The organism is Escherichia sp. WS1152 (assembly GCF_046487665.1).
In the GTDB taxonomy this organism is placed as follows: Bacteria; Pseudomonadota; Gammaproteobacteria; order Enterobacterales; family Enterobacteriaceae; genus Escherichia; species Escherichia coli.
In genome coordinates this window covers 233241-254797 of record NZ_JBJQJA010000002.1, presented here as the reverse complement: position 1 = coordinate 254797, position 21557 = coordinate 233241, and the positions used below count along the sequence as shown (strand labels likewise).

General features: G+C 46.5%; 17 protein-coding genes, 1 tRNA gene and 1 pseudogene. 9 read left to right on the top strand and 10 right to left on the bottom strand.

All coding sequences use genetic code 11. The annotated features are described in order from the left end of the window. Nucleotides 1-353: 353 nt before the first annotated feature. From sixA to ACJHW7_RS05110, 4 genes are all read right to left on the bottom strand, one after another. Entirely contained in the window at nucleotides 354-839 is a 486-nt protein-coding gene (gene sixA / locus ACJHW7_RS05125) for a phosphohistidine phosphatase SixA (RefSeq protein WP_001195819.1), read from the bottom strand. A 202-nt stretch (nucleotides 840-1041) separates the two neighbouring features. Beyond that, nucleotides 1042-3186, bottom strand: coding sequence for a fatty acid oxidation complex subunit alpha FadJ (gene fadJ, locus ACJHW7_RS05120; protein ID WP_021557023.1), 2145 nt, complete (start codon nucleotides 3184-3186; stop codon nucleotides 1042-1044). Beyond that, a complete protein-coding gene (gene fadI / locus ACJHW7_RS05115) occupies nucleotides 3186-4496 on the bottom strand; it encodes an acetyl-CoA C-acyltransferase FadI (RefSeq protein WP_000531988.1) in 1311 nt (436 codons plus the stop codon). The genes fadJ and fadI overlap by 1 nt, the downstream gene beginning before the upstream one ends. A 180-nt stretch (nucleotides 4497-4676) precedes the next feature. Then, a complete protein-coding gene (locus tag ACJHW7_RS05110) occupies nucleotides 4677-4961 on the bottom strand; it encodes a YfcZ/YiiS family protein (protein WP_000030901.1) in 285 nt (94 codons plus the stop codon). Between the two features lie 371 nt (nucleotides 4962-5332). On the opposite strand from ACJHW7_RS05110, the gene fadL reads away from it, so the two are divergent. Next, the gene (gene fadL / locus ACJHW7_RS05105) at nucleotides 5333-6673 is read left to right on the top strand and encodes a long-chain fatty acid transporter FadL (RefSeq protein ID WP_021557024.1); all 1341 of its coding nucleotides are present in this window, start codon (nucleotides 5333-5335) and stop codon (nucleotides 6671-6673) included. 364 nt (nucleotides 6674-7037) lie between these two features. Next, nucleotides 7038-8069 carry a hypothetical protein gene (locus tag ACJHW7_RS05100; protein ID WP_001367658.1) on the top strand — a complete coding sequence of 344 codons (1032 nt, stop codon included), beginning with the start codon at nucleotides 7038-7040 and terminating at the stop codon, nucleotides 8067-8069. A 392-nt stretch (nucleotides 8070-8461) separates the two neighbouring features. On the opposite strand, the gene mlaA is transcribed toward ACJHW7_RS05100, so the two are convergent. Next, complete coding sequence (mlaA, locus tag ACJHW7_RS05095; RefSeq protein WP_000776768.1) at nucleotides 8462-9217, bottom strand: phospholipid-binding lipoprotein MlaA; 756 nt, start codon at nucleotides 9215-9217, stop codon at nucleotides 8462-8464. A 293-nt stretch (nucleotides 9218-9510) separates the two neighbouring features. Between mlaA and ACJHW7_RS05090 the strand changes: the two genes are divergently transcribed. The 3 genes from ACJHW7_RS05090 to ACJHW7_RS05080 all read left to right on the top strand — a co-directional run bounded on the left by ACJHW7_RS05090 (nucleotide 9511) and on the right by ACJHW7_RS05080 (nucleotide 10955). Further along, nucleotides 9511-10443 (top strand): formate/nitrite transporter family protein, encoded by a 933-nt coding sequence (locus tag ACJHW7_RS05090; protein WP_000368149.1) that lies wholly within the window; start codon nucleotides 9511-9513, stop codon nucleotides 10441-10443. Nucleotides 10444-10518: 75 nt separating this feature from the next. Beyond that, nucleotides 10519-10593 (top strand) — tRNA-Arg (locus tag ACJHW7_RS05085). A 179-nt stretch (nucleotides 10594-10772) separates the two neighbouring features. Next, nucleotides 10773-10955, top strand: coding sequence for a DUF4942 domain-containing protein (locus ACJHW7_RS05080; RefSeq protein WP_224433087.1), 183 nt, complete (start codon nucleotides 10773-10775; stop codon nucleotides 10953-10955). 79 nt (nucleotides 10956-11034) lie between these two features. Here ACJHW7_RS05080 and ACJHW7_RS05075 read toward each other — a convergent pair whose 3' ends face one another. Continuing rightward, on the bottom strand, nucleotides 11035-12282 hold the full coding sequence (locus tag ACJHW7_RS05075; protein WP_040234847.1) for an oligosaccharide MFS transporter: 1248 nt from the start codon (nucleotides 12280-12282) through the stop codon (nucleotides 11035-11037). A 71-nt stretch (nucleotides 12283-12353) separates the two neighbouring features. Beyond that, nucleotides 12354-13268, bottom strand: coding sequence for an aminoimidazole riboside kinase (locus ACJHW7_RS05070; RefSeq protein ID WP_033815387.1), 915 nt, complete (start codon nucleotides 13266-13268; stop codon nucleotides 12354-12356). A gap of 215 nt (nucleotides 13269-13483) precedes the next feature. Between ACJHW7_RS05070 and cscA the strand changes: the two genes are divergently transcribed. Further along, nucleotides 13484-14917 (top strand): sucrose-6-phosphate hydrolase, encoded by a 1434-nt coding sequence (gene cscA, locus ACJHW7_RS05065; RefSeq protein WP_040234848.1) that lies wholly within the window; start codon nucleotides 13484-13486, stop codon nucleotides 14915-14917. Between the two features lie 7 nt (nucleotides 14918-14924). Here cscA and ACJHW7_RS05060 read toward each other — a convergent pair whose 3' ends face one another. Then, nucleotides 14925-15920 carry a LacI family DNA-binding transcriptional regulator gene (locus tag ACJHW7_RS05060; RefSeq protein ID WP_001301925.1) on the bottom strand — a complete coding sequence of 332 codons (996 nt, stop codon included), beginning with the start codon at nucleotides 15918-15920 and terminating at the stop codon, nucleotides 14925-14927. Nucleotides 15921-16150: 230 nt separating this feature from the next. Between ACJHW7_RS05060 and ACJHW7_RS05055 the strand changes: the two are divergent. Further along, nucleotides 16151-16369: pseudogene (locus tag ACJHW7_RS05055) on the top strand (D-serine transporter DsdX); the annotation flags it as partial. Nucleotides 16370-16386: 17 nt separating this feature from the next. Continuing rightward, complete coding sequence (gene dsdA / locus ACJHW7_RS05050; RefSeq protein ID WP_040234849.1) at nucleotides 16387-17715, top strand: D-serine ammonia-lyase; 1329 nt, start codon at nucleotides 16387-16389, stop codon at nucleotides 17713-17715. Between the two features lie 107 nt (nucleotides 17716-17822). Here the strand turns inward: dsdA and emrY are convergent, their stop codons facing one another. After that, the gene (gene emrY, locus ACJHW7_RS05045; protein WP_001018714.1) at nucleotides 17823-19361 is read right to left on the bottom strand and encodes a multidrug efflux MFS transporter permease subunit EmrY; all 1539 of its coding nucleotides are present in this window, start codon (nucleotides 19359-19361) and stop codon (nucleotides 17823-17825) included. Next, nucleotides 19361-20524, bottom strand: coding sequence for a multidrug efflux MFS transporter periplasmic adaptor subunit EmrK (gene emrK / locus ACJHW7_RS05040; RefSeq protein ID WP_040234850.1), 1164 nt, complete (start codon nucleotides 20522-20524; stop codon nucleotides 19361-19363). The genes emrY and emrK overlap by 1 nt, the downstream gene beginning before the upstream one ends. Nucleotides 20525-20939: 415 nt before the next feature. Here emrK and evgA point away from each other — a divergent pair, with 415 nt between their 5' ends. Next, a complete protein-coding gene (gene evgA, locus ACJHW7_RS05035) occupies nucleotides 20940-21554 on the top strand; it encodes an acid-sensing system DNA-binding response regulator EvgA (protein ID WP_000991370.1) in 615 nt (204 codons plus the stop codon). The last annotated feature ends 3 nt before the right edge of the window (nucleotides 21555-21557 follow it).

Here is a 21557-nt window from a genome sequence, read left to right as displayed (position 1 = left end):
TTTTACATAATTAAAATTTATGGGAAGTGTATACAAAAAAGACGATCTTAGATTAATTTTGAAATTGTATTTTTTGAAGATATAATATTAAAGCATCACAAACAATATTAAATCAAGACACAAAAATATCATTTCTTTTTTACTGTTAATTGTTCCATTAGCTTTATAATTTGTAAGAATATATTACAACTTAGTCTCATTTCATCAGAAATTAATAGGGAAGCAGAGGAAAGAGTGCGATGAAATCATCATCGCAGCATACCAACTCCGTGAAGGGTTTTTAGTGAATTTATACTATTGCAAAAAGACAAATGCCCGATGTACAGCTTACATCGGGCATTTTTTCAAACAAATCAGATAGCTTTCGCCATCTTCAAATTACACGGGCTCATCTGCCAGTTGAATGTGCCGTTTCCGCTTTCATCAAGCGTGACGCTGGCAATGGCCGAGGTGGTAAACATAGGCGGCGTTTCGCCCGGACATAACTCGGCGACCAGATACCCAACTAACGGTAAGTGGGAGATAACCAACACCGAAGCAACACCTTCATTGGTCAACGCCTGCAAATAGGCACTGACCAGACCAACATCGCCGCAGGGCGTTAACTCCGGCAGAACTTCTGCACTGGAAGGCAGGTTCAGACAATCCCCTACTTCCTCCAGTGTTTGCTCGGCTCGCAGGAACGGGCTCACCAGAACGCGTTCGATTTCCACTTTTTGACCTTTCAGCCAGTTCGCCATCAGGCGAGATTCGTCACAACCATTAGTAGTCAGAGGACGAACCGAATCACTGGCGGCATCGAGGGCTGCGTCGCCGTGACGCATGATAAAAACTTGCATATTGCACCGCTTTTGTTAACCAGATTCGCCCGTTTTCTTTCATCTGAAACCAGAGAAAGAAAACGGTGGCCGGCATTGTGCCTTATCCATTCACCGAATGAAACGCTGTTTTTTACCTCAATGGCGTAAGTATAGTCAATATGCGTTTGCATTTTGACCAACACTCCGCCATTCAGCGCGGATTCATATAGCTTTGACCTTCTTATTGCAGTTCAGTTGCAGTTGTTTTCCAAAAACTTTCCCCACGCGCACCCATCTCGACTAAACGCTCGCAAGGGGTAAAACGTGAACCATACTGCGTGGCCAGTCGTTGCATTATTGCAACCACTTCGCCCGCGCCGAGAGAATCGATATAGCGAAACGGTCCACCGAGAAATGGCGGAAAACCAATGCCAAATACCGCACCAATATCCCCGTCACGCACGCTACGGATAACCTGCTCATCAACACAACGTACTGCTTCATTCAGCATCAACATCACACACCGTTCAGCAACCTGCGGTGCGGAGAGTCGCCCCTGCCCTTGTGCGCCAATGAGCGGGTAAATGGCAGGATCGACCTGTTTTTTGCTTTTACGCCCTTTCTGACCATAAAGATAGAAACCCCGACCATTTTTTCTGCCTTTGCGATCGTCGTTCAAAATTGAAGAAACAACATTTGCAGGCGCGCTAAAACGTTCTCCATAAGCGGCTTCCAGTACAGGAATAATTTTAGTCCCGGTGTCGATTCCTACCTCATCCAAAAGTTGGATTGGACCTACCGGAAAACCAAATTTCACTAGCGCGGCATCAATGTGCTCTACCCGTTCACCTTCGGTCAGCATGCGGATAGCTTCATTAATGTAAGGCGCTAAGATGCGATTGACGTAAAACCCGGCTTTGTCACGCACGACAATGGGCGTTTTGCCCTGTTTTTTCGCCAGTTTTACCGTAGTGGCGATGGTTTGCGCTGATGTACCCGCATGAGGAATAATCTCCACCAGCGGCATTTTTTCCACCGGACTGAAGAAATGCAGGCCGATAACTTGCTCAGGTCGCGTGGCGTGAGCGGCGATATCACCAATCGGTAAAGATGACGTATTCGAAGCAAAGATGGTATGAGCGGCGCAATTTTGCTCAACTTCCGCCACCATCTGTTGTTTCAATTCGAGATTTTCAAACACAGCTTCAATAATCAGATCGCGATGGGCAAAGCCGCGATAGTCCGTCGTTCCGGAGATTAATGCCAGCTGTTTGTCACGTTCGCTGGCTTTGAGATGACGACGGCGAACTTTGCCCTCCAGCTGATCCCAACTGTACTTCAGCGCATGATTTATGCCCTGCGGGTTGATATCTTTAATTCTGACCGGAAGCCCCGCTTTACAAGCAGTGACATAAGCAATACCGCCGCCCATCAAGCCACCACCTAAAATTCCCACGCTGTTTAATGGCGCAGGCGGCGCATCACTACCGGGATCTTTCTTCACTTCCGTACTGGCAAAAAAGATACTACGCAAAGCTTGCGATTGTGGCGTCATCGCCAGTTCGCCAAACGCCCGTGCTTCAGCGTCATAGCCACTGCTGGTGCCCTGCGCTAATCCCGTTTCAACAACCTCCAGGATGCGTTCTGTCGCCGGATAATTGCCTTGAGTTTTGTGTTCTGTTTTCTTGCCGACCATTTTGAACAGCAGCGCACGACCTAACGGCCCCGCCAGAATACGCTCGCGTACAGGTAGAGGGCGGGAAGATGGATGATCCTGCTTTGCCAGCTCAACAGCGGCTTCCAGCAGAATGGAGTGCGGAACAACGTCATCCACCAGCCCCAGCTTTAATGCCTGTTTCGCCCGAAGTTGTTTTCCGGTGAGGATCATCTCTAATGCTGTGCTGACGCCTATCAGACGCGGTAAACGCTGGGTGCCGCCTGAACCGGGTAACAATCCAAGTTGTACTTCAGGCAAACCGAGCACCGTTTTAGGATCGTCAGTACAAACGCGACCGTGGCACGCCAGCGCCAACTCCAGCCCACCACCCAGGCAAGCGCCATGAATAGCCGCGATAACCGGAATGGGCAAAGCATGAATCTCCGCCATCAACTGTTGGCCCTGCCGCGCCAGAGCTTCCGCTTCTTGCGCCGTTTTGCAGTTGCCGATCATGTTGATGTCAGCTCCGGCGATAAAGTTGTCTGGTTTCGCGGAAATAAAGACCACGCCGCGCAACTCTTTGTTTTCACGGAGTTGCTTAATAATGGCGCGCACCTGCGAGGCAAACTCCGCCTTCAGGGTATTCATTTTCTCACCCGGTACGTCGATGGTGATGATAGCAATGTTGTCCAGACGAACATTAAGAGTAAACGCTGATGCCATTTCCATTATTCCGCCTCCAGAACCATTGCCGCGCCAAGCCCACCGGCAGCACAGGCGGTAACTAAACCAAATCCACCGCCGCGACGGCGAAGTTCATGCAATGTCTGGGTAATCATCCGCGCGCCGGTCGCCGCGAAGGGATGCCCGTAAGCAATCGAACCGCCAAGCACGTTAAATTTGCTATCGTCCACTTCGCCAGTGGCATGTGCACGCCCCAGTGCTTCACGAGCAAAACGTTCACTACCCAGCAACTGAATATTCGCCAGTGTCTGAGCTGCAAAGGCTTCGTGCATATCGATCAATGTCAGATCGCTCATCGTCAAACCGGCACGCTCCAGCGCCAGCGGTGTTGACCAGGCTGGACCGAGCAACATGTCCTGCCAGACATCAATAGCGGTAAATGCGTAGCTGCGCAGATATCCCAGCGGTACCAGCCCTAATTCTTTCGCCCGGGATTCAGTCATCAGGATCACCGCCGCTGCGCCATCGGTCAGCGGCGTACTGTTCGCCGCCGTTACCGTGCCGTGTTTACGATCAAACGCCGGACGCAGCTTTGCGTAATCAGCAAGCGAGGAATTACCGCGAATATTGTTGTCTTCCGCGAGCAGTTGTTTATAAGGAGGGATAAAGGCAGTCATCACCTCTTCTTTGAGTTTTCCGTCTGACCATGCCTGAGCGGCACGCTGATGCGAACGGTGCGCTAATGCATCTTGCTGTTCTCGGGTGATGCCGTAGGTTTTCGCCATTTGCTCTGCAGTGTCGCCCATCCGCAAGCCGGTAGAATATTCTGCTACCGCAGGTGGTACGGGCATTAAGTCGCGCAAACGCAGGCGAGAGAAGAGTTTCAGACGCTGGCTCATTGTGCGGGCTTTGTTGACATCAACCAGCACGCGCGCCAGTTTTTTACTGACGCCAATTGGCAATACCGAAGAGGAATCTGCCCCACCGGCAATCCCCGCTCGGATAGTCCCCGCCATCAGGCTTTCTGCGACGTTTGCAACCGCCTGGAAACTGGTAGCGCAAGCGCGGCTGACACTGTAAGCATCGGTATGCACATTCATTCCAGTACCGAGAACAATTTCACGCGCAATGTTGGGAGCTTCAGGCATTTGTACGACCTGACCAAAGACCAGTTGTTCAATCACTTCGGCGGGGATCTCGCTGCGTGCCAGCAGTTCGCCTACCACCATCTTCCCTAAATCAACCGCGGAAATGCCATGAAAAGCCGTCGCCTGGCGGGCAAAAGGCGTACGTAAACCGCTAACAATGGCGATACGATCGCCCTGGCGGGTAACCAGCGGTAAAACCTGACCCATAACACTCCCCTGTAAAAAAATAAATAAAGTGGTCTGACCTGATCATAGTCTTAACCATTTTTTTACATTTAGCCAAGCGGAGAAAAGGGAAAGTGGGAGCTATGACACAGAGAGAAAAGAAGAAGAGAAAAGAAAACGCCCCTGCCAGCAATTGACAGGGGCGTACGTACCCGAGAGGAATTAACGCAGACCCAGCTGGAAGATCAGCATTTCAGCTTCGCAGGCAAAAGTGAAATCGATATCCAGGCGCACACCATCAGACTCTTCAGTGAAAGTCGGGGAGATTTTGCACGGTTCGGATTCCACGCTACGGGCTTTCTCAGTCAGCGCCGCCAGCGTTTGTTCTGCTTCTGCGCGGTTTGCAAACACGCGGCTGTAAGACGCGGTGCAGTCGGAGTTGTCCATAATGGTGCCAACATCCATACAGCAGCAAACCGGGGTTTCATCAGCACTACATTTACTCATCGTTGATTTCCTCTGTATGTGCACCCAAGGTGCCAGATAAACGTTGTGGATATTTTACGCTTCCGGAAAGTGCTGCTCCAGTTGTTAATTCTGCAAAATCGGATAAGTGACCGAAATCACACTTAAAAATGATCTAAAACAAAATTCACCCGAATCCATGAGTGCGCCACCTCCAAATTTTGCCAGCTGGATCGCGTTTCTTAGATCATATTTGAAAAAAGATAGAAACATACTTGCAACATTCCAGCTGGTCCGACCTATACTCTCGCCACTGGTCTGATTTCTAAGATGTACCTCAGACCCTACACTTCGCGCTCCTGTTACAGCACGTAACATAGTTTGTATAAAAATAAATCATTGAGGTTATGGTCATGAGCCAGAAAACCCTGTTTACAAAGTCTGCTCTCGCAGTCGCAGTGGCACTTATCTCCACCCAGGCCTGGTCGGCAGGCTTTCAGTTAAACGAATTTTCTTCCTCTGGCCTGGGCCGGGCTTATTCAGGGGAAGGCGCAATTGCCGATGATGCAGGTAACGTCAGCCGTAACCCCGCATTGATTACCATGTTTGACCGCCCGACATTTTCTGCGGGTGCGGTTTATATTGATCCGGATGTAGATATTTCTGGGCGTTCCGATTTAACGGGCCAGCGTGCTGATGCAGATAATATTGCACCAACTGCGTGGGTGCCTAACCTACATTTCGTAGCACCTATTAACGATCAGTTTGGTTGGGGGGCTTCTATTACCTCGAACTATGGTCTGGCCACGGAATTTAATGATAACTACGCTGCTGGAATCTATGGCGGTAAAACCGATCTGCAGACGATCAACCTTAACCTTAGCGGAGCCTACCGCCTTAACAATAGCTGGAGTTTTGGTCTTGGTTTTGATGCTGTATACGCTAAGGCAAAAATTGAGCGTACTGCCGGTTCACTCGGTCCATTGCTTTCCCAACAACTGATAGCGCAAGGCGTGCCACAAAGTTGGACAAACGGCATCAATACACCGGATTCGCAAATTGCTCATCTCAAGGGTGATGAATGGGGATTCGGCTGGAACGCCGGTATTCTTTATGAACTGGATAAAGATAACCGTTGGGGCCTAACCTATCGTTCAGAAGTGAAAATTGACTTTGAAGGAGATTACAAAAGCTCCATCAACCCAAATCTGAACAACATTTTGGGTAGCATGGGTTTACCATATGGCACAATGGGTGCAACCCAAAATGGGTCCTTAACGCTGAATTTACCTGAGATGTGGGAAATTTCTGGCTATAACCGTGTCGCACCACAATGGGCTATCCACTATAGTCTGGCGTATACCAGTTGGAGTCAATTCCAGGAACTGAAAGCGAAAGGAGACTCTGGTCAAACGCTGTTCTATAAAGACGAAGGTTTCCGGGATGCTTACCGTATCGCGTTAGGTACAAGCTACTACCACGATAAAAACTGGACCTTCCGTACGGGTATTGCATTCGATGACAGCCCGGTTCCGGCAGATAAACGTTCTATCTCTATCCCAGATCAGGATCGTCTGTGGTTAAGTGCAGGTGCGACTTATGCATTTAATGAAGATGCATCCATTGACGTTGGTGCATCTTATATGCACGGTCAGAATGTGAAGTTTACTGAAGGTGAAGGGCCAGCAGCATATACCTTTAAATCTGAAGGTAAAGCCTGGCTGTTCGGTACTAACTTTAACTACGCGTTCTGATAACGCGTTCGCCTGGATAAAGTCACCTGCTATGCAGGTGACTTTAACTCCCCCACTTCACCGAAAGTAGTTTCCTCATTGCTTGCCTCCTGAGTTTTGCAAACAGCCTGATGGCAGCTTGCCCTTTCAAATCAGTAAGTGGTATCCACAGACAAACCTGAAGGGAAACGCATATTTTCAGGCGTTCTGCTCGTCCTTCTCAAAGAGTTTACTTTTCTGAATTTCCAGGATACTCAACCCCCTGGCTATTGTGCGCTCATACACTCAAATTAAAGATAGGCTCTAAATAAATGAGCGTTTTTTGATAGTCTATTTCATTAGGTAATATATATTTGTAACAAATCAATCAAAATGGAATAAAATCATGCTACCATCTATTTCAATCAACAATACCAGTGCAGCTTACCCAGAATCCATCAATGAAAATAACAATGATGAAGTTAATGGATTAGTACAAGAGTTCAAAAACCTTTTTAATGGTAAGGAAGGAATAAGCACCTGTATTAAACATCTGCTTGAGCTTATAAAAAACGCCATACGAGTAAACGACAATCCTGATAGATTTAATATTAATAATTCCTCAGTTACTTATATTAATATTGGTTCCAATGATTCAGACTATATTACTATTGGTATCGATAACCAAGAACCAATAAAATTACTTGCGAGCTATAAAGACAAAGAACTCGCCCGTACTATCATTAATGACAACATAGTTGAGAAGACTCATGATGATATAAATAATGCTGAATTTACTGATGGTGGTATTGATGATCGTAGTGATATTGGCATTGACTCCAATGATACAGACGATATTGATATTGATAATCAAGAACCAATAAAATCACCCGCGAACGATGAAAACAAAAAAGTCGGCCAAACCATCATCAATGAAAACATAGTAGAGAATACTCATGATATCAATAACAAGAAAATGATCTTCAGCGCAATAAAAGAAATATATGATGAAGATCCAAGTTTTATCTTCGATAAAATATCACATAAACTCAGACATACGGTAACGGAATTCGATGAGAGCGGGAAAAGCGAACCAACGGGCTTATTTACCTGGTACGGTAAAGATAAAAAAGGCGACTCTCTCGCTATTGTAATTAAAAATAAAAATGGAAATGATTACTTATCTCTCGGTTACTACGATCAGGATGGCTACCACATTCAAAAAGGATTTCGTATTGATGGTGATAATCTCACCCAATATTGTAGTAAAAAAGCCAGGAGTGCTTCTGCGTGGTTTGAACACAGTAAAGCAATCATTGCAGAATCATTTGCAACAGGTTCCGATCATCAAGTTGTAAACGAACTCAAAGGGGAAAGACTGAGAGAACTTAACGAAGCTTTTAATCCTTCAAATCTAGCAAGAGGATATGAATATTAAGAGGATGATAGAAAATATACACTTGAGAATACAAAAGAAATAGTTTCTACTTTATTCGGTAACGAAGTTAACGTTGACCATTCTCAAAAAATATATAAGCACTTTAAGGAACTCGAAGGTAACATTGAAAAAGGCTTCAAGATCGCCAGACGAAATATCAAAATGAAATTAATCAACTATATGCGCTAGGTGTTAATTTTGATGATATTTAAATTATTTTTCCAGTTTTTTGATTTTTCAACAGCTGAATATCGGAAATAGTCAGTGACGAACATCAGTATTTTTACATAATTACGTCCGGGTCATTGTCGGTTTATCTCCTTTTACTTGTGATAATTGAGGGATAACAACAAAAAAGGTGAGTATTGCGACTCACCTTTTTTATTTGTTTCTTATTCAGAATCGATATCTTTTAAATCATCCTGAATCGCTTGCGCGTTCGGATTTTCCTGCGGTTTGAGTTCGCCGCCATTAGCGATGAAATCATGACGCTGGAAGTACGCTTCGCGCACCATAATATAAGGATCGGACGACTGACGCAGCAGACCGTCAGAATCCAACAACTGCGCACGAGTTTCTATCCCTTCAAGCGTCCATTTACCCACAGACATCGGCCAGGTCAGCCAGGAAAGAACCGGGTAAAGACCATCCGCCATATCACCACCGTCATCACGCAGCGTGAAGCTACCGTAGAACGGTAACTGGACGTAAGGCCCATAACCCACGCCATAATGACCAAGCGTACTACCGAAGCGGTGAGGTTCAGTCCGTTGCAGTTTCGGGTTCGCCATCCCTGCAACATCAATAAAGCCGCCCATCCCCAAAATGGTGTTCAGGAAAAAGCGGGTAAAGTGGACCATCCCCTGATAAGGGTCGCCCTGCAAGAAGTAGTTAACCATCACCGCAGGTTCTTCAAGGTTGCCGGTAAAGTTGCTCAAACCGTTACGCGCCGGTTGTGGAACATAATCACGCCAGGCAACAGCGACCGGTCGAACAATATACGGGTCTAATACATTGAAGTTGAAGTTGTACATGGTGCGGTTGAACCCTTCTAACGGGTCAGAACGCCCTTGCTGATCTGTACCGGAACTCGCACACCCCACCAGAAGCGTAGTTCCCAGAGCAAGCGCCGACAGGCGAAGCTTCATAAATGTCTCCCTGTTTTTTTATGGCTTATGCAGTTTGCCATCCATGACGGAACGATACCGTATCCGCCTGTTTAGGTGTGGGCGATTGTAACAGCACGTCAACTGATGTCCAGACGCCCTGATTTGCTGATTTGATCATAGCCTGGTAATCGCCGCCCTGTAGGCTACTTGATTCTATAGAAACAGAAAAAGGCAAACGCGGCCTTTTCTACATTTTCAGAGTAACTCCCGCCAGTTGCGAGCGAAAAAGCCGCTACGCTTTAGCTATACGTGCTAATTCAAGAGAAGAGACCATGGACAACGACAAAATTGATCAACACAGCGACGAAATTGAAGTTGAGAGCGAAGAAAAAGAGAGTGGCAAAAAAATAGAAATAGATGAAGATCGACTCCCCTCCCGGGCGATGGCAATTCATGAGCATATCCGCCAGGATGGTGAAAAAGAGCTGGAACGCGACGCAATGGCACTACTGTGGTCAGCCATTGCGGCGGGTCTGTCGATGGGCGCTTCATTACTGGCAAAAGGGATATTTCATGTCGAACTGGAAGGTGTGCCGGGCAGCTTCTTGCTGGAGAATCTCGGTTATACCTTTGGTTTTATTATCGTCATTATGGCCCGCCAGCAATTATTTACCGAAAACACCGTGACTGCGGTACTACCCGTCATGCAAAAACCGACAATGAGCAACGTTGGCTTACTTATGCGGTTATGGGGCGTCGTGCTGCTGGGTAATATTCTCGGGACAGGTATTGCTGCGTGGGCATTTGAATATATGCCTATTTTCAATGAAGAAACTCGCGATGCATTTGTCAAAATCGGCATGGATGTGATGAAGAACACCCCCAGCGAGATGTTTGCCAACGCGATCATTTCCGGCTGGCTGATCGCCACTATGGTATGGATGTTTCCTGCAGCGGGTGCGGCAAAGATTGTGGTGATTATATTGATGACCTGGCTTATTGCCCTGGGTGACACCACTCACATCGTTGTCGGTTCTGTTGAAATCCTCTATCTGGTGTTTAACGGTACGCTGCACTGGAGCGATTTCATCTGGCCCTTCGCACTACCTACTTTAGCGGGGAACATCTGCGGCGGCACCTTTATCTTCGCGTTAATGAGTCATGCACAGATCCGTAACGACATGAGCAACAAGCGCAAAGCAGAAGCACGCCAAAAAGCAGAACGTGCGGAAAACATTAAGAAAAATGATAAAAACCCGGCATAAATGGCGAGGGTTTAAGCAATCGCACGGCAGCGTACTTACCCCGCAGTCCATTAGCGGGTATACTCATGCCGCATTGTCCTCTTAGTTAAATGGATATAACGAGCCCCTCCTAAGGGCTAATTGCAGGTTCGATTCCTGCAGGGGACACCAGATACCCTTCAAACGAAATCTACCTTCACCCCGTAAAAGATAGGTTTGGCAGCACACTTACCTTATATCTACTCATTTTTACTGCAACAGGTTGAAATCTCAGCACTGTCAGAAAGCGCTGATGACTAAACAGCCCTGGGCCGGGCGATGTAACCATCACACAGAATCCTGATCGCGAAATATGGCGTGACTCGATACTTCACTCCGCAATGCATTCCTTGATGAATTCGCAGGCCCGTGATACACGGGACAGGTCGCTGAATGACGACAATGTCCTGGAAATCAGCGAACCGTGTATCCGGAGTACATTTGAGCGACTGTACCAGAACATGAATGAGGTGTTTGGATTAGGCGATTATTAGCAGGGCTAAGCATTTTACTATTATTATTTTCCGGTTGAGGGATATGGAGATATCGACAACAACCGGAAAAAGTTTACGTCTATATTGCTGAAGGTACAGGCGTTTCCATAACTATTTGCTCGCGTTTTTTACTCAGGAAGAAAATGCCAAATAGCAACATCAGGCAGACAATACCCGAAATTGCGAAGAAAACTGTCTGGTAGCCTGCCTGGTCAAAGAGTATCCCAGTCGGCGTTGAAAGCAGCACAATCCCAAGCGAACTGGCAATTTGAAAACCAATCAGAAAGATCGTCGACGACAGGCGCTTATCAAAGTTTGCCACGCTGTATTTGAAGACGGATATGACACAAAGTGGAACCTCAATGGCATGTAACAGCTTCACTAATGAAATAATCCAGGGGTTAACGAACAGCGCGCAGGAAAGGATACGCAACGCCATAATCACAACACCGATAAGTAATGCATTTTTTGGCCCTACCCGATTCACAAAGAAAGGAATAATCGCCATGCACAGCGCTTCGAGTACCACCTGGAATGAGTTGAGATAACCATACAGGCGCGTTCCTACATCGTGTGATTCGAATAAACCTGCATAAAAGACAGGAAAAAGTTGTTGATCAAAAATGTTATAGAAAGACCACGTCCCCACAATAAATATGACGAAAACCCAGAAGTTTCGATCCTTGAAAACTGCGATAAAATCCTCTTTTTTTACCCCTCCCGCATCCGCCGCTACGCACTGGTGATCCTTATCTTTAAAACACATGTTGATCATCATAAATACAGCGCCAAATAGCGAGACCAACCAGAAGTTGATATGGGGACTGATACTAAAGAATATGCCGGCAAAGAACGCGCCAATAGCATAGCCAAAAGATCCCCAGGCGCGCGCTGTTCCATATTCGAAATGAAAATTTCGCGCCATTTTTTCGGTGAAGCTGTCAAGCAAACCGCATCCCGCCAGATACCCCAGGCCAAAAAAGAGCGCACCCAGAATTAGACCTACAGAAAAATTGCTTTGCAGTAACGGTTCATAAACGTAAATCATAAACGGTCCGGTCAAGACCAGGATGAAACTCATACACCAGATGAGCGGTTTCTTCAGACCGAGTTTATCCTGAACGATGCCGTAGAACATCATAAATAGAATGCTGGTAAACTGGTTGACCGAATAAAGTGTACCTAATTCCGTCCCTGTCAACCCTAGATGTCCTTTCAGCCAAATAGCGTATAACGACCACCACAGCGACCAGGAAATAAAAAAGAGAAATGAGTAACTGGATGCAAAACGATAGTACGCATTTCTGAATGGAATATTCAGTGCCATAATTACCTGCCTGTCGTTAAAAAATTCACGTCCTATTTAGAGATAAGAGCGACTTCGCCGTTTACTTCTCACTATTCCAGTTCTTGTCGACATGGCAGCGCTGTCATTGCCCCTTTCGCCGTTACTGCAAGCGCTCCGCAACGTTGAGCGAGATCGATAATTCGTCGCATTTCTCTCTCATCTGTAGATAATCCCGTAGAGGACAGACCTGTGAGTAACCCGGCAACGAACGCATCTCCCGCCCCCGTGCTATCGACACAATTCACAGACATTCCAGCAAAATGGTGAACTTGTCCTCGATAACAGACCACCACCCCTTCTGCACCTTTAGTCACCAACAGCATGGCGATCTCATACTCTTTTGCCATGGCGCATATATCCCGATCGTTCTGTGTTTTTCCACTGATTAGTCGCCATTCTTCTTCCGAGAGCTTGACGACATCCGCCAGTTGTAGCGCCTGCCGCAAACACAAGCGGAGCAAATGCTCGTCTTGCCATAGATCTTCACGAATATTGGGATCGAAGCTGACAAAACCTCCGGCATGCCGGATCGCCGTCATCGCAGTAAATGCGCTGGTACGCGAAGGCTCGGCAGACAACGCAATTGAACAGAGATGTAACCATTCGCCATGTCGCCAGCAGGGCAAGTCTGTCGTCTCTAAAAAAAGATCGGCACTGGGGCGGACCATAAACGTAAATGAACGTTCCCCTTGATCGTTCAGATCGACAAGCACCGTGGATGTCCGGTGCCATTCATCTTGCTTCAGATACGTGATATCGACTCCCTCAGTTAGCAGCGTTCTTTGCATTAATGCACCAAAAGGATCATCACCGACCCGACCTATAAACCCACTTATTCCGCCTAATCTGGCGATTCCCACCGCAACGTTAGCTGGCGCGCCGCCAGGACAAGGCAGTAGGCGCCCGTCTGATTCTGGCAAGAGATCTACTACCGCATCCCCTAAAACCCATACTTTGGCTGACATTTTTTTCCCTTAAATTCATCTGACTTACGCATAGTGATAAACCTCTTTTTCGCAAAATCGTCATGGATTTACTAAAACATGCATATTCGATCACAAAATGTCATAGTTAACGTTAACATTTGTGATATTCATCGCATTTATGAAAGTAAGGGACTTTATTTTTATAAAAGTTAACGTTAACAATTCACCAAATTTGCTTAACCAGGATGATTAAAATGACGCAATCTCGATTGCATGCAGCGCAAAACGCACTAGCAAAACTTCATGAGCACCGGGGTAACACTTTCTATCCCCATTTTCACCTCGCGCCTCCTGCCGGGTGGATGAACGATCCAAACGGCCTGATCTGGTTTAACGATCGTTATCACGCGTTTTATCAACATCACCCGATGAGCGAACACTGGGGGCCAATGCACTGGGGACATGCTACCAGCGACGATATGATCCACTGGCAGCATGAGCCTATTGCGCTAGCGCCAGGAGACGAGAATGACAAAGACGGGTGTTTTTCAGGTAGTGCTGTCGATGACAATGGTGTCCTCTCACTTATCTACACCGGACACGTCTGGCTCGATGGTGCAGGTAATGACGATGCAATTCGCGAAGTACAATGTCTGGCTACCAGTCGGGATGGTATTCATTTCGAGAAACAGGGTGTGATCCTCACTCCACCAGAAGGAATCATGCACTTCCGCGATCCTAAAGTGTGGCGTGAAGCCGACTCATGGTGGATGGTAGTCGGGGCGAAAGACCCAGGCAACACGGGGCAGATCCTGCTTTATCGCGGCAGTTCATTACGTGAATGGACTTTCGATCGCGTACTGGCCCACGCTGATGCGGGTGAAAGCTATATGTGGGAATGTCCGGACTTTTTCAGCCTTGGCGATCAGCATTATCTGATGTTTTCCCCGCAGGGAATGAATGCCGAGGGATACAGTTATCGAAATCGCTTTCAAAGTGGCGTAATACCCGGAATGTGGTCGCCAGGACGACTTTTTGCACAATCCGGGCATTTTACTGAACTTGATAACGGGCATGACTTTTATGCACCACAAAGCTTTTTAGCGAAGGATGGTCGGCGTATTGTTATCGGCTGGATGGATATGTGGGAATCGCCAATGCCCTCAAAACGTGAAGGCTGGGCAGGCTGCATGACGCTGGCGCGTGAGCTATCAGAGAGCAATGGCAAACTCCTACAACGCCCGGTACACGAAGCTGAGTCGTTACGCCAGCAGCATCAATCTATCTCTCCCCGCACAATCAGCAATAAATATGTTTTGCAGGAAAACGCGCAAGCAGTTGAGATTCAGTTGCAGTGGGCGCTGAAGAACAGTGATGCCGAACATTACGGATTACAGCTCGGCACTGGAATGCGGCTGTATATTGATAACCAATCTGAGCGACTTGTTTTGTGGCGGTATTACCCACACGAGAATTTAGACGGCTACCGTAGTATTCTCCTCCCGCAGGGTGAGACGCTCGCCCTAAGGATATTTATCGATACATCATCCGTGGAAGTATTTATTAACGACGGGGAAGCGGTGATGAGTAGTCGAATCTATCCGCAGCCAGAAGAACGGGAACTGTCGCTTTATGCCTCCCACGGAGTGGCTGTGGTGCAACATGGAGCACTCTGGCAACTGGGTTAGCATAATATCAGGTGGAACAACGGATCAACAGCGGGCAAGGGATCCGCGTCACACTTCCCCCTTCACGACCTTCAATAATATGCAATGCAGCTTCCCGCCCGATAATGTCATGTGGAAGCTGAATTGTGGTCAGCGGCGGTAAAAACAGATGCCCGACGCCAACCAGATTATCAAAGCCCATTACGGCGACATCCTGCGGGATACGTACCCCCTTCGCCAGGAGAACCTGATAAGCCACAAAGGCTGCGCGATCGTTACCACATATCAGAACATCAAAATCTGGTTTGCCCGATTTGAAGTGGTCATTGAGTAAACTTGCGAGATCGGTGTAGTGATCATCACCTGTTGCCATGTGAAATTGTTTCACCTCAGCCAGATCTCGTCCAGCATCACGCCAGGCCTGCTCAAATCCCTGCCGACGATACCCTGTTGCCAACGCACTTTCCGGTAGCCAGAAGCATAACGGTTGACGATAGCCCGCCGCGAGCAAATGCTGTGTTGATTCATATTGTGCAGTGTAATCATCAGGGATATAACTGGGTAACGCTGGGTCATCCGCCACACAGTTCGCCAATACAATATTTTCACCATACAGAGACTCAGGCAGCGTGATATGTCGCAGCCCCATTGTAGTATAGATAATGCCATCCGGACGGTGAGCAAGCAGCTGACGTGCCGCGCGGGCAGCGTCATCTTCAGAAAAAATATTGATTAAAAAACTATTCCAGCCGAACTCGCTGGCGGTTTGCTCAATGGCAAGCAGAATATCAACAGAGAAAGGAGTGGTAGCAGTGTCCTGCGCCAGCACGGCGAGAGTCGACGGCTTACGTCCTTGAGCGCGCATCTTACGGGCGGAAAGATCAGGAACATAATTCAGGGTCTGGATTGCCTGCAATACGCGGTCACGCGTTGCAGGACGCACAGATTCTGCATTATGCATCACCCGGGAGACTGTCATCATCGACACTCCCGCCAGGCGTGCGACATCCTTTAATGAAGCCATACCCAAGCCGTTTGTCGTAAAACGGGCACTGTAGCAGAAACAGACGTCACTGGCGAGATCCAACGCCCTATCACCTGACACGGCAATACAATAAAAAATAACAATAATTCCCGGCCAATTGTCCCCAATTCCGCCTCTGTTCTCGCCAACGAGTAACCATATAGGCAAGTAAGAAAAACATGCCAACTGGCATCGCCAACCTGGAGAAGAAAATATAAATATGGATCATTGTGCTGCCGCTGTATCCCGACATCAGCCCGGAAATTATTGCGATTGCTATCGGTTCAGGCGCAATTGGCTGCACGATCGTTACGGACTCGCTTTTCTGGCTGGTGAAGCAATATTGCGGCGCTACGCTCAATGAAACATTTAAATACTATACGACAGCGACATTTATCGCTTCAGTCGTCGCTCTGGCGGGCACATTCCTGCTGTCATTTATCATCTAAGCGCAAAGAGACGTACTATGGAAAACGCTAAAATGAACTCGCTCATCGCCCAGTATCCGTTGGTAAAGGATCTGGTTGCTCTTAAAGAAACCACCTGGTTTAATCCTGGCACGACCTCATTGGCTGAAGGTTTACCTTATGTTGGCCTGACCGAACAGGATGTTCAGGACGCCCATGCGCGCTTATCCCGTTTTGCACCCTATCTGGCAAAAGCATTTCCTGAAACTGCTGCTACTGGGGGGATTATTGAATCAGAACTGGTTGCCATTCCGGCTATGCAAAAACGGCTGGAAAAGGAATATCAACAACCGATCAGCGGGCAACTGTTACTGAAAAAAGATAGCCATTTGCCCATTTCCGGCTCCATAAAAGCACGCGGCGGGATTTATGAAGTTCTGGCACACGCAGAAAAACTGGCTCTGGAAGCGGGGTTGCTGACGCTTGATGATGACTACAGCAAACTGCTTTCTCCGGAGTTTAAACAGTTCTTTAGCCAATACAGCATTGCTGTGGGCTCAACCGGAAATCTGGGGTTATCAATCGGCATTATGAGCGCCCGCATTGGCTTTAAGGTGACAGTGCATATGTCTGCTGATGCCCGGGCATGGAAAAAAGCGAAACTGCGCAGCCATGGCGTTACGGTCGTGGAATATGAGCAAGATTATGGTGTTGCCGTCGAGGAAGGACGTAAAGCAGCGCAGTCTGACCCGAACTGTTTCTTTATTGATGACGAAAATTCCCGCACGTTGTTCCTTGGGTATTCCGTCGCTGGCCAGCGTCTTAAAGCGCAATTTGCCCAGCAAGGCCGTATCGTCGATGCTGATAACCCTCTGTTTGTCTATCTGCCGTGTGGTGTTGGCGGTGGTCCTGGTGGCGTCGCATTCGGACTTAAACTGGCGTTTGGCGATCATGTTCACTGCTTTTTTGCCGAACCAACGCACTCCCCTTGTATGCTGTTAGGCATCCATACAGGATTACACGATCAGATTTCTGTTCAGGATATTGGTATCGACAACCTTACCGCAGCGGATGGCCTTGCAGTTGGTCGCGCATCAGGCTTTGTCGGGCGGGCAATGGAGCGTCTGCTGGATGGCTTCTATACCCTTAGCGATCAAACCATGTATGACATGCTTGGCTGGCTGGCGCAGGAAGAAGGTATTCGTCTTGAACCTTCGGCACTGGCGGGTATGACCGGACCTCAGCGCGTGTGTGCATCAGTAAGTTACCAACAGATGCACGGTTTCAGCGCAGAACAACTGCGTAATACCACTCATCTGGTGTGGGCGACGGGAGGTGGAATGGTGCCGGAAGAAGAGATGAATCAATATCTGGCAAAAGGCCGTTAATAACGTTTCAACGCAGCATCGCAATCCTTTCCCTGGGTGAGCGATGCTGCCGATGGCGCAGACTTAAGATCCCCGGTCTTACCCGCTATAACCCCCTGCTTTTACCATCACCCAACGCCTTTCGCTGTAAACGGCGGTTTCGCAAACCACACCAAAACCGTAAGTAAGATAAAAGCAATAGCCGCCATACGGAAAATCTCATTTGCAGAAATAGAAAGTGACTGCTGGGTTATTTCATTATTAATTTCATTAAGAACTCCTGAAAGCGAACCATAGTATTTATCCATAATTTGTGACGATGAATTAAACACGGGGTTAAATTGATCGATGGTTGCTGTCAACTGACTATGGTGTAACGATTCGCGTCGTCCCCACAGCGTCATTGTCAACGACGTACCAACTGATCCTGACAAGGTACGAAAAAAATTACTCATACTCGAGGCATTGGCAAATTTATTATCTGGCAACCCTGAAAACGAAATCGTTGTTAAGGGTAAAAAGAAACAGGCAACGGCGAATCCCTGGAAAAACTGTGGCAAAATGATGCCTGTAAAATCAATCGTTGGCATAAATGTCACAGAACGCCAGTAATAGCAAACCGCATACATCAAAAAACTAAATGTCACTAACAACCGCATGTCTATTTTGTTGCCATAACGTCCTATCAAAGGTGAAATTAATAGTGGCATGATGCCGATGGGCGCATAAGCAAGTCCGGCCCATATCGCATTATACCCCATCGTTTCCTGGAGTAACTGCGGCATAAGGACGATCGCTCCAGAGTAAAATAAATACGCGCATGTGATACTCACTATACCAATGGTGAAATTACGGGACTTAAACAAACTGAGATCAAGAATCGGGTTCTCTGAGGTCGACTCCCAAATAACTAAAGAGATCAGAGAAATAACTGATACTACTGTTAATATTATTATTGTACTCGAGTTGAACCAATCCAGATCGCGCCCTTTATCAAGCATAATTTGCAAGCCACCAACACCGAGCACTAACAGGGTCAGTCCTGGTAGATTCATTTTGACCGGTGAAGTCTCAGTTTCTCTTCCTTTAAGTAAGGTTAAGCATAATGTCAGGACGATAATCCCCATAGGGACATTGATTAAAAATATCCAACCCCAGCTAAAGTTATCACAAATATAGCCGCCCAATATCGGCCCACATATCGGAGCGATAATCACGGTCATTGACCATAATGCCAGAGCAAATGTCCTTTTTTCTGGTGGATAATTCCTTAATAATAAACTCTGTGACAGTGGAATTAACGGCCCCGCCATTAACCCCTGAACGACTCTAAAAAATATCAGAACATCAAGATTGGTCGATAAACTACACATTAAGGAAGACAGCGAAAAAAAAGTGACTGAAAGTAAAAATAACCTTAATTCGCCTATTCTTTGTGCCAGCCTGCCGGTAACAGGGATCGCAATGGCATTTGCTACGCCAAACGAGGTGATAACCCAGGTGCCTTCGTCTGTTGACGCTCCCAGAAAGCCAGATATTGTCGGTATTGCGACGTTAGAAATAGTGGAATCCAACATTTGCATAAACGTCGCTAATGACAATGCAATAGTGACGCACCATAACGTCCCACCGGTTAATGGTGCCGGAGTTGATTTAGTGATTGCCATTAAAGTTGTCCATTATGCGAAATAATGTTGCTAATTTCTTTTTCTATCGGACTGGTATCGATAACTAAAGCCTTACTGGTATAAGCAGGCATGGAGGTCACGGTTGAAGCCAGATCAGGCATCTCAGCAATGTCTTCGTCCTTCGTATCAATAGTTGCAGTCATCGATAAACCAATGCGCAAGGGGTGTTCCATGAGTTCTTTTGGATCAAGAGAAACTTCAACCGGTACACGCTGAACGATTTTGATCCAGTTCCCTGTCGCATTTTGTGCAGGTAATAAGGAGAACGCATTGCCGGTTCCCATATTGATCCCTGTCACCCGACCATGAAACACAACATTTTCACCATAAAGATCGCTGATAATATTGACCGATTGACCAATCCGTACATCCGTGAGTTGTGTTTCTTTAAAGTTGGCATTAACCCACATTTGACGTGCCGGTACGACAGCCATTAACGATTGTCCGGGGCTCACTGTTTCGCCGACCTGAACACTTCTCTGGGCAATATAGCCGGTAACCGGACTCTTAATATCCGTACGTTTAAGCGCCAACCAGGCTTCTTTGGTTGCATCCGCCGCTTCCACGACTTGTGGCTGACGGTTTAATGGTGTGTTCATTACTAAAGCTTTATTCGCTTTATAAGCCTGGATAGCGGCATTCAATGCCGCTTTGCTACTTATTAACGTATCTTTGGTATGCTCCAGCGTTTCTTTTGAAATAACCCCCTGCTTCGCTAAAGGCACACGACGGTTATAATCTTCTAAAGATTGTTGATACTGAATACGTGCTGAAGCGACTTCGGCACTGTATTGTTTATCCTGTAAGTACAGTTTATTCGTTTGCCGAACAATATTTGCCAGATTATTTTTAGCTTTATTGAGTGCGATAGTGGCATCAGTTTTATCCAGTGAAACTAAAATGTCACCTTGTCGAACGTAGTTCGTATCTTTATGATTAACGACAGTGACACTACCTGAGACTTGTGCAGAAATTGGATCTGCATTCCCCGTGACATAGGCGTCATCTGTACTAATCATGTCTTCTAATTCCATTGACCAATAGGCATAGGCACCTGAAAACGCAATAAATAAAACTACCGCCAATAAAGAAAAGTATTTTCTTCTGTTAGAATGTTTTTTATTTGAATTAATCTGTTCCACTTTTATCTCTCATTTCGCATAGATGAAATTTATGAATTGAATGAAAAGAGTATTCATTCTTCATATCAAACACAGTGCATGTGTTGCACATTATCCCAGGAACGTTGGAGGCCTAATTTAAATGAGGTGCAAAAAAAACAACAGAGGACTAAACCGTGGCTTTTGCAATACAATTCTTACGCCTGTAGGATTAGTGAGAAGACTTATAGTGCTAATGTGAAACTATAAATCATCGGTACAATCCCTGATTTTATTGTTGACATTTCATATATGCCGACTATTTATATGGTATACTTGTCGAATTATCTTAAAGGAAGCTCAAATTTTCTTATTTTTATTGAGAAAATGAGATGATGCCTTATGTCTGTATTACTACAGGGAGAAGGGAGATGCTTCATTGCAAAGGGAATAATCTATGAACGCAATAATTATTGATGACCATCCTCTTGCTATCGCAGCAATTCGTAATTTATTGATCAAAAACGATATTGAAATCTTAGCAGAGTTGACTGAAGGCGGAAGTGCCGTTCAGCGGGTGGAAACACTTAAGCCTGATATCGTCATCATTGATGTCGATATCCCCGGAGTTAACGGTATCCAGGTGTTAGAAACGCTGAGGAAGCGCCAATATAGCGGAATTATTATTATCGTCTCCGCTAAAAATGACCATTTTTACGGGAAACATTGTGCTGATGCTGGCGCTAATGGTTTCGTGAGTAAAAAAGAAGGCATGAACAATATCATTGCGGCTATTGAAGCTGCAAAAAATGGCTACTGCTATTTCCCCTTCTCTCTCAACCGGTTTGTTGGAAGTTTAACGTCCGACCAGCAAAAACTCGACTCCTTATCGAAACAAGAAATTAGTGTCATGCGCTATATTCTTGATGGCAAGGATAATAATGACATTGCTGAAAAAATGTTCATCAGCAACAAAACTGTCAGCACTTATAAAAGTCGCCTGATGGAAAAATTAGAATGTAAATCACTGATGGATCTTTACACATTCGCACAACGTAACAAAATCGGCTAACCA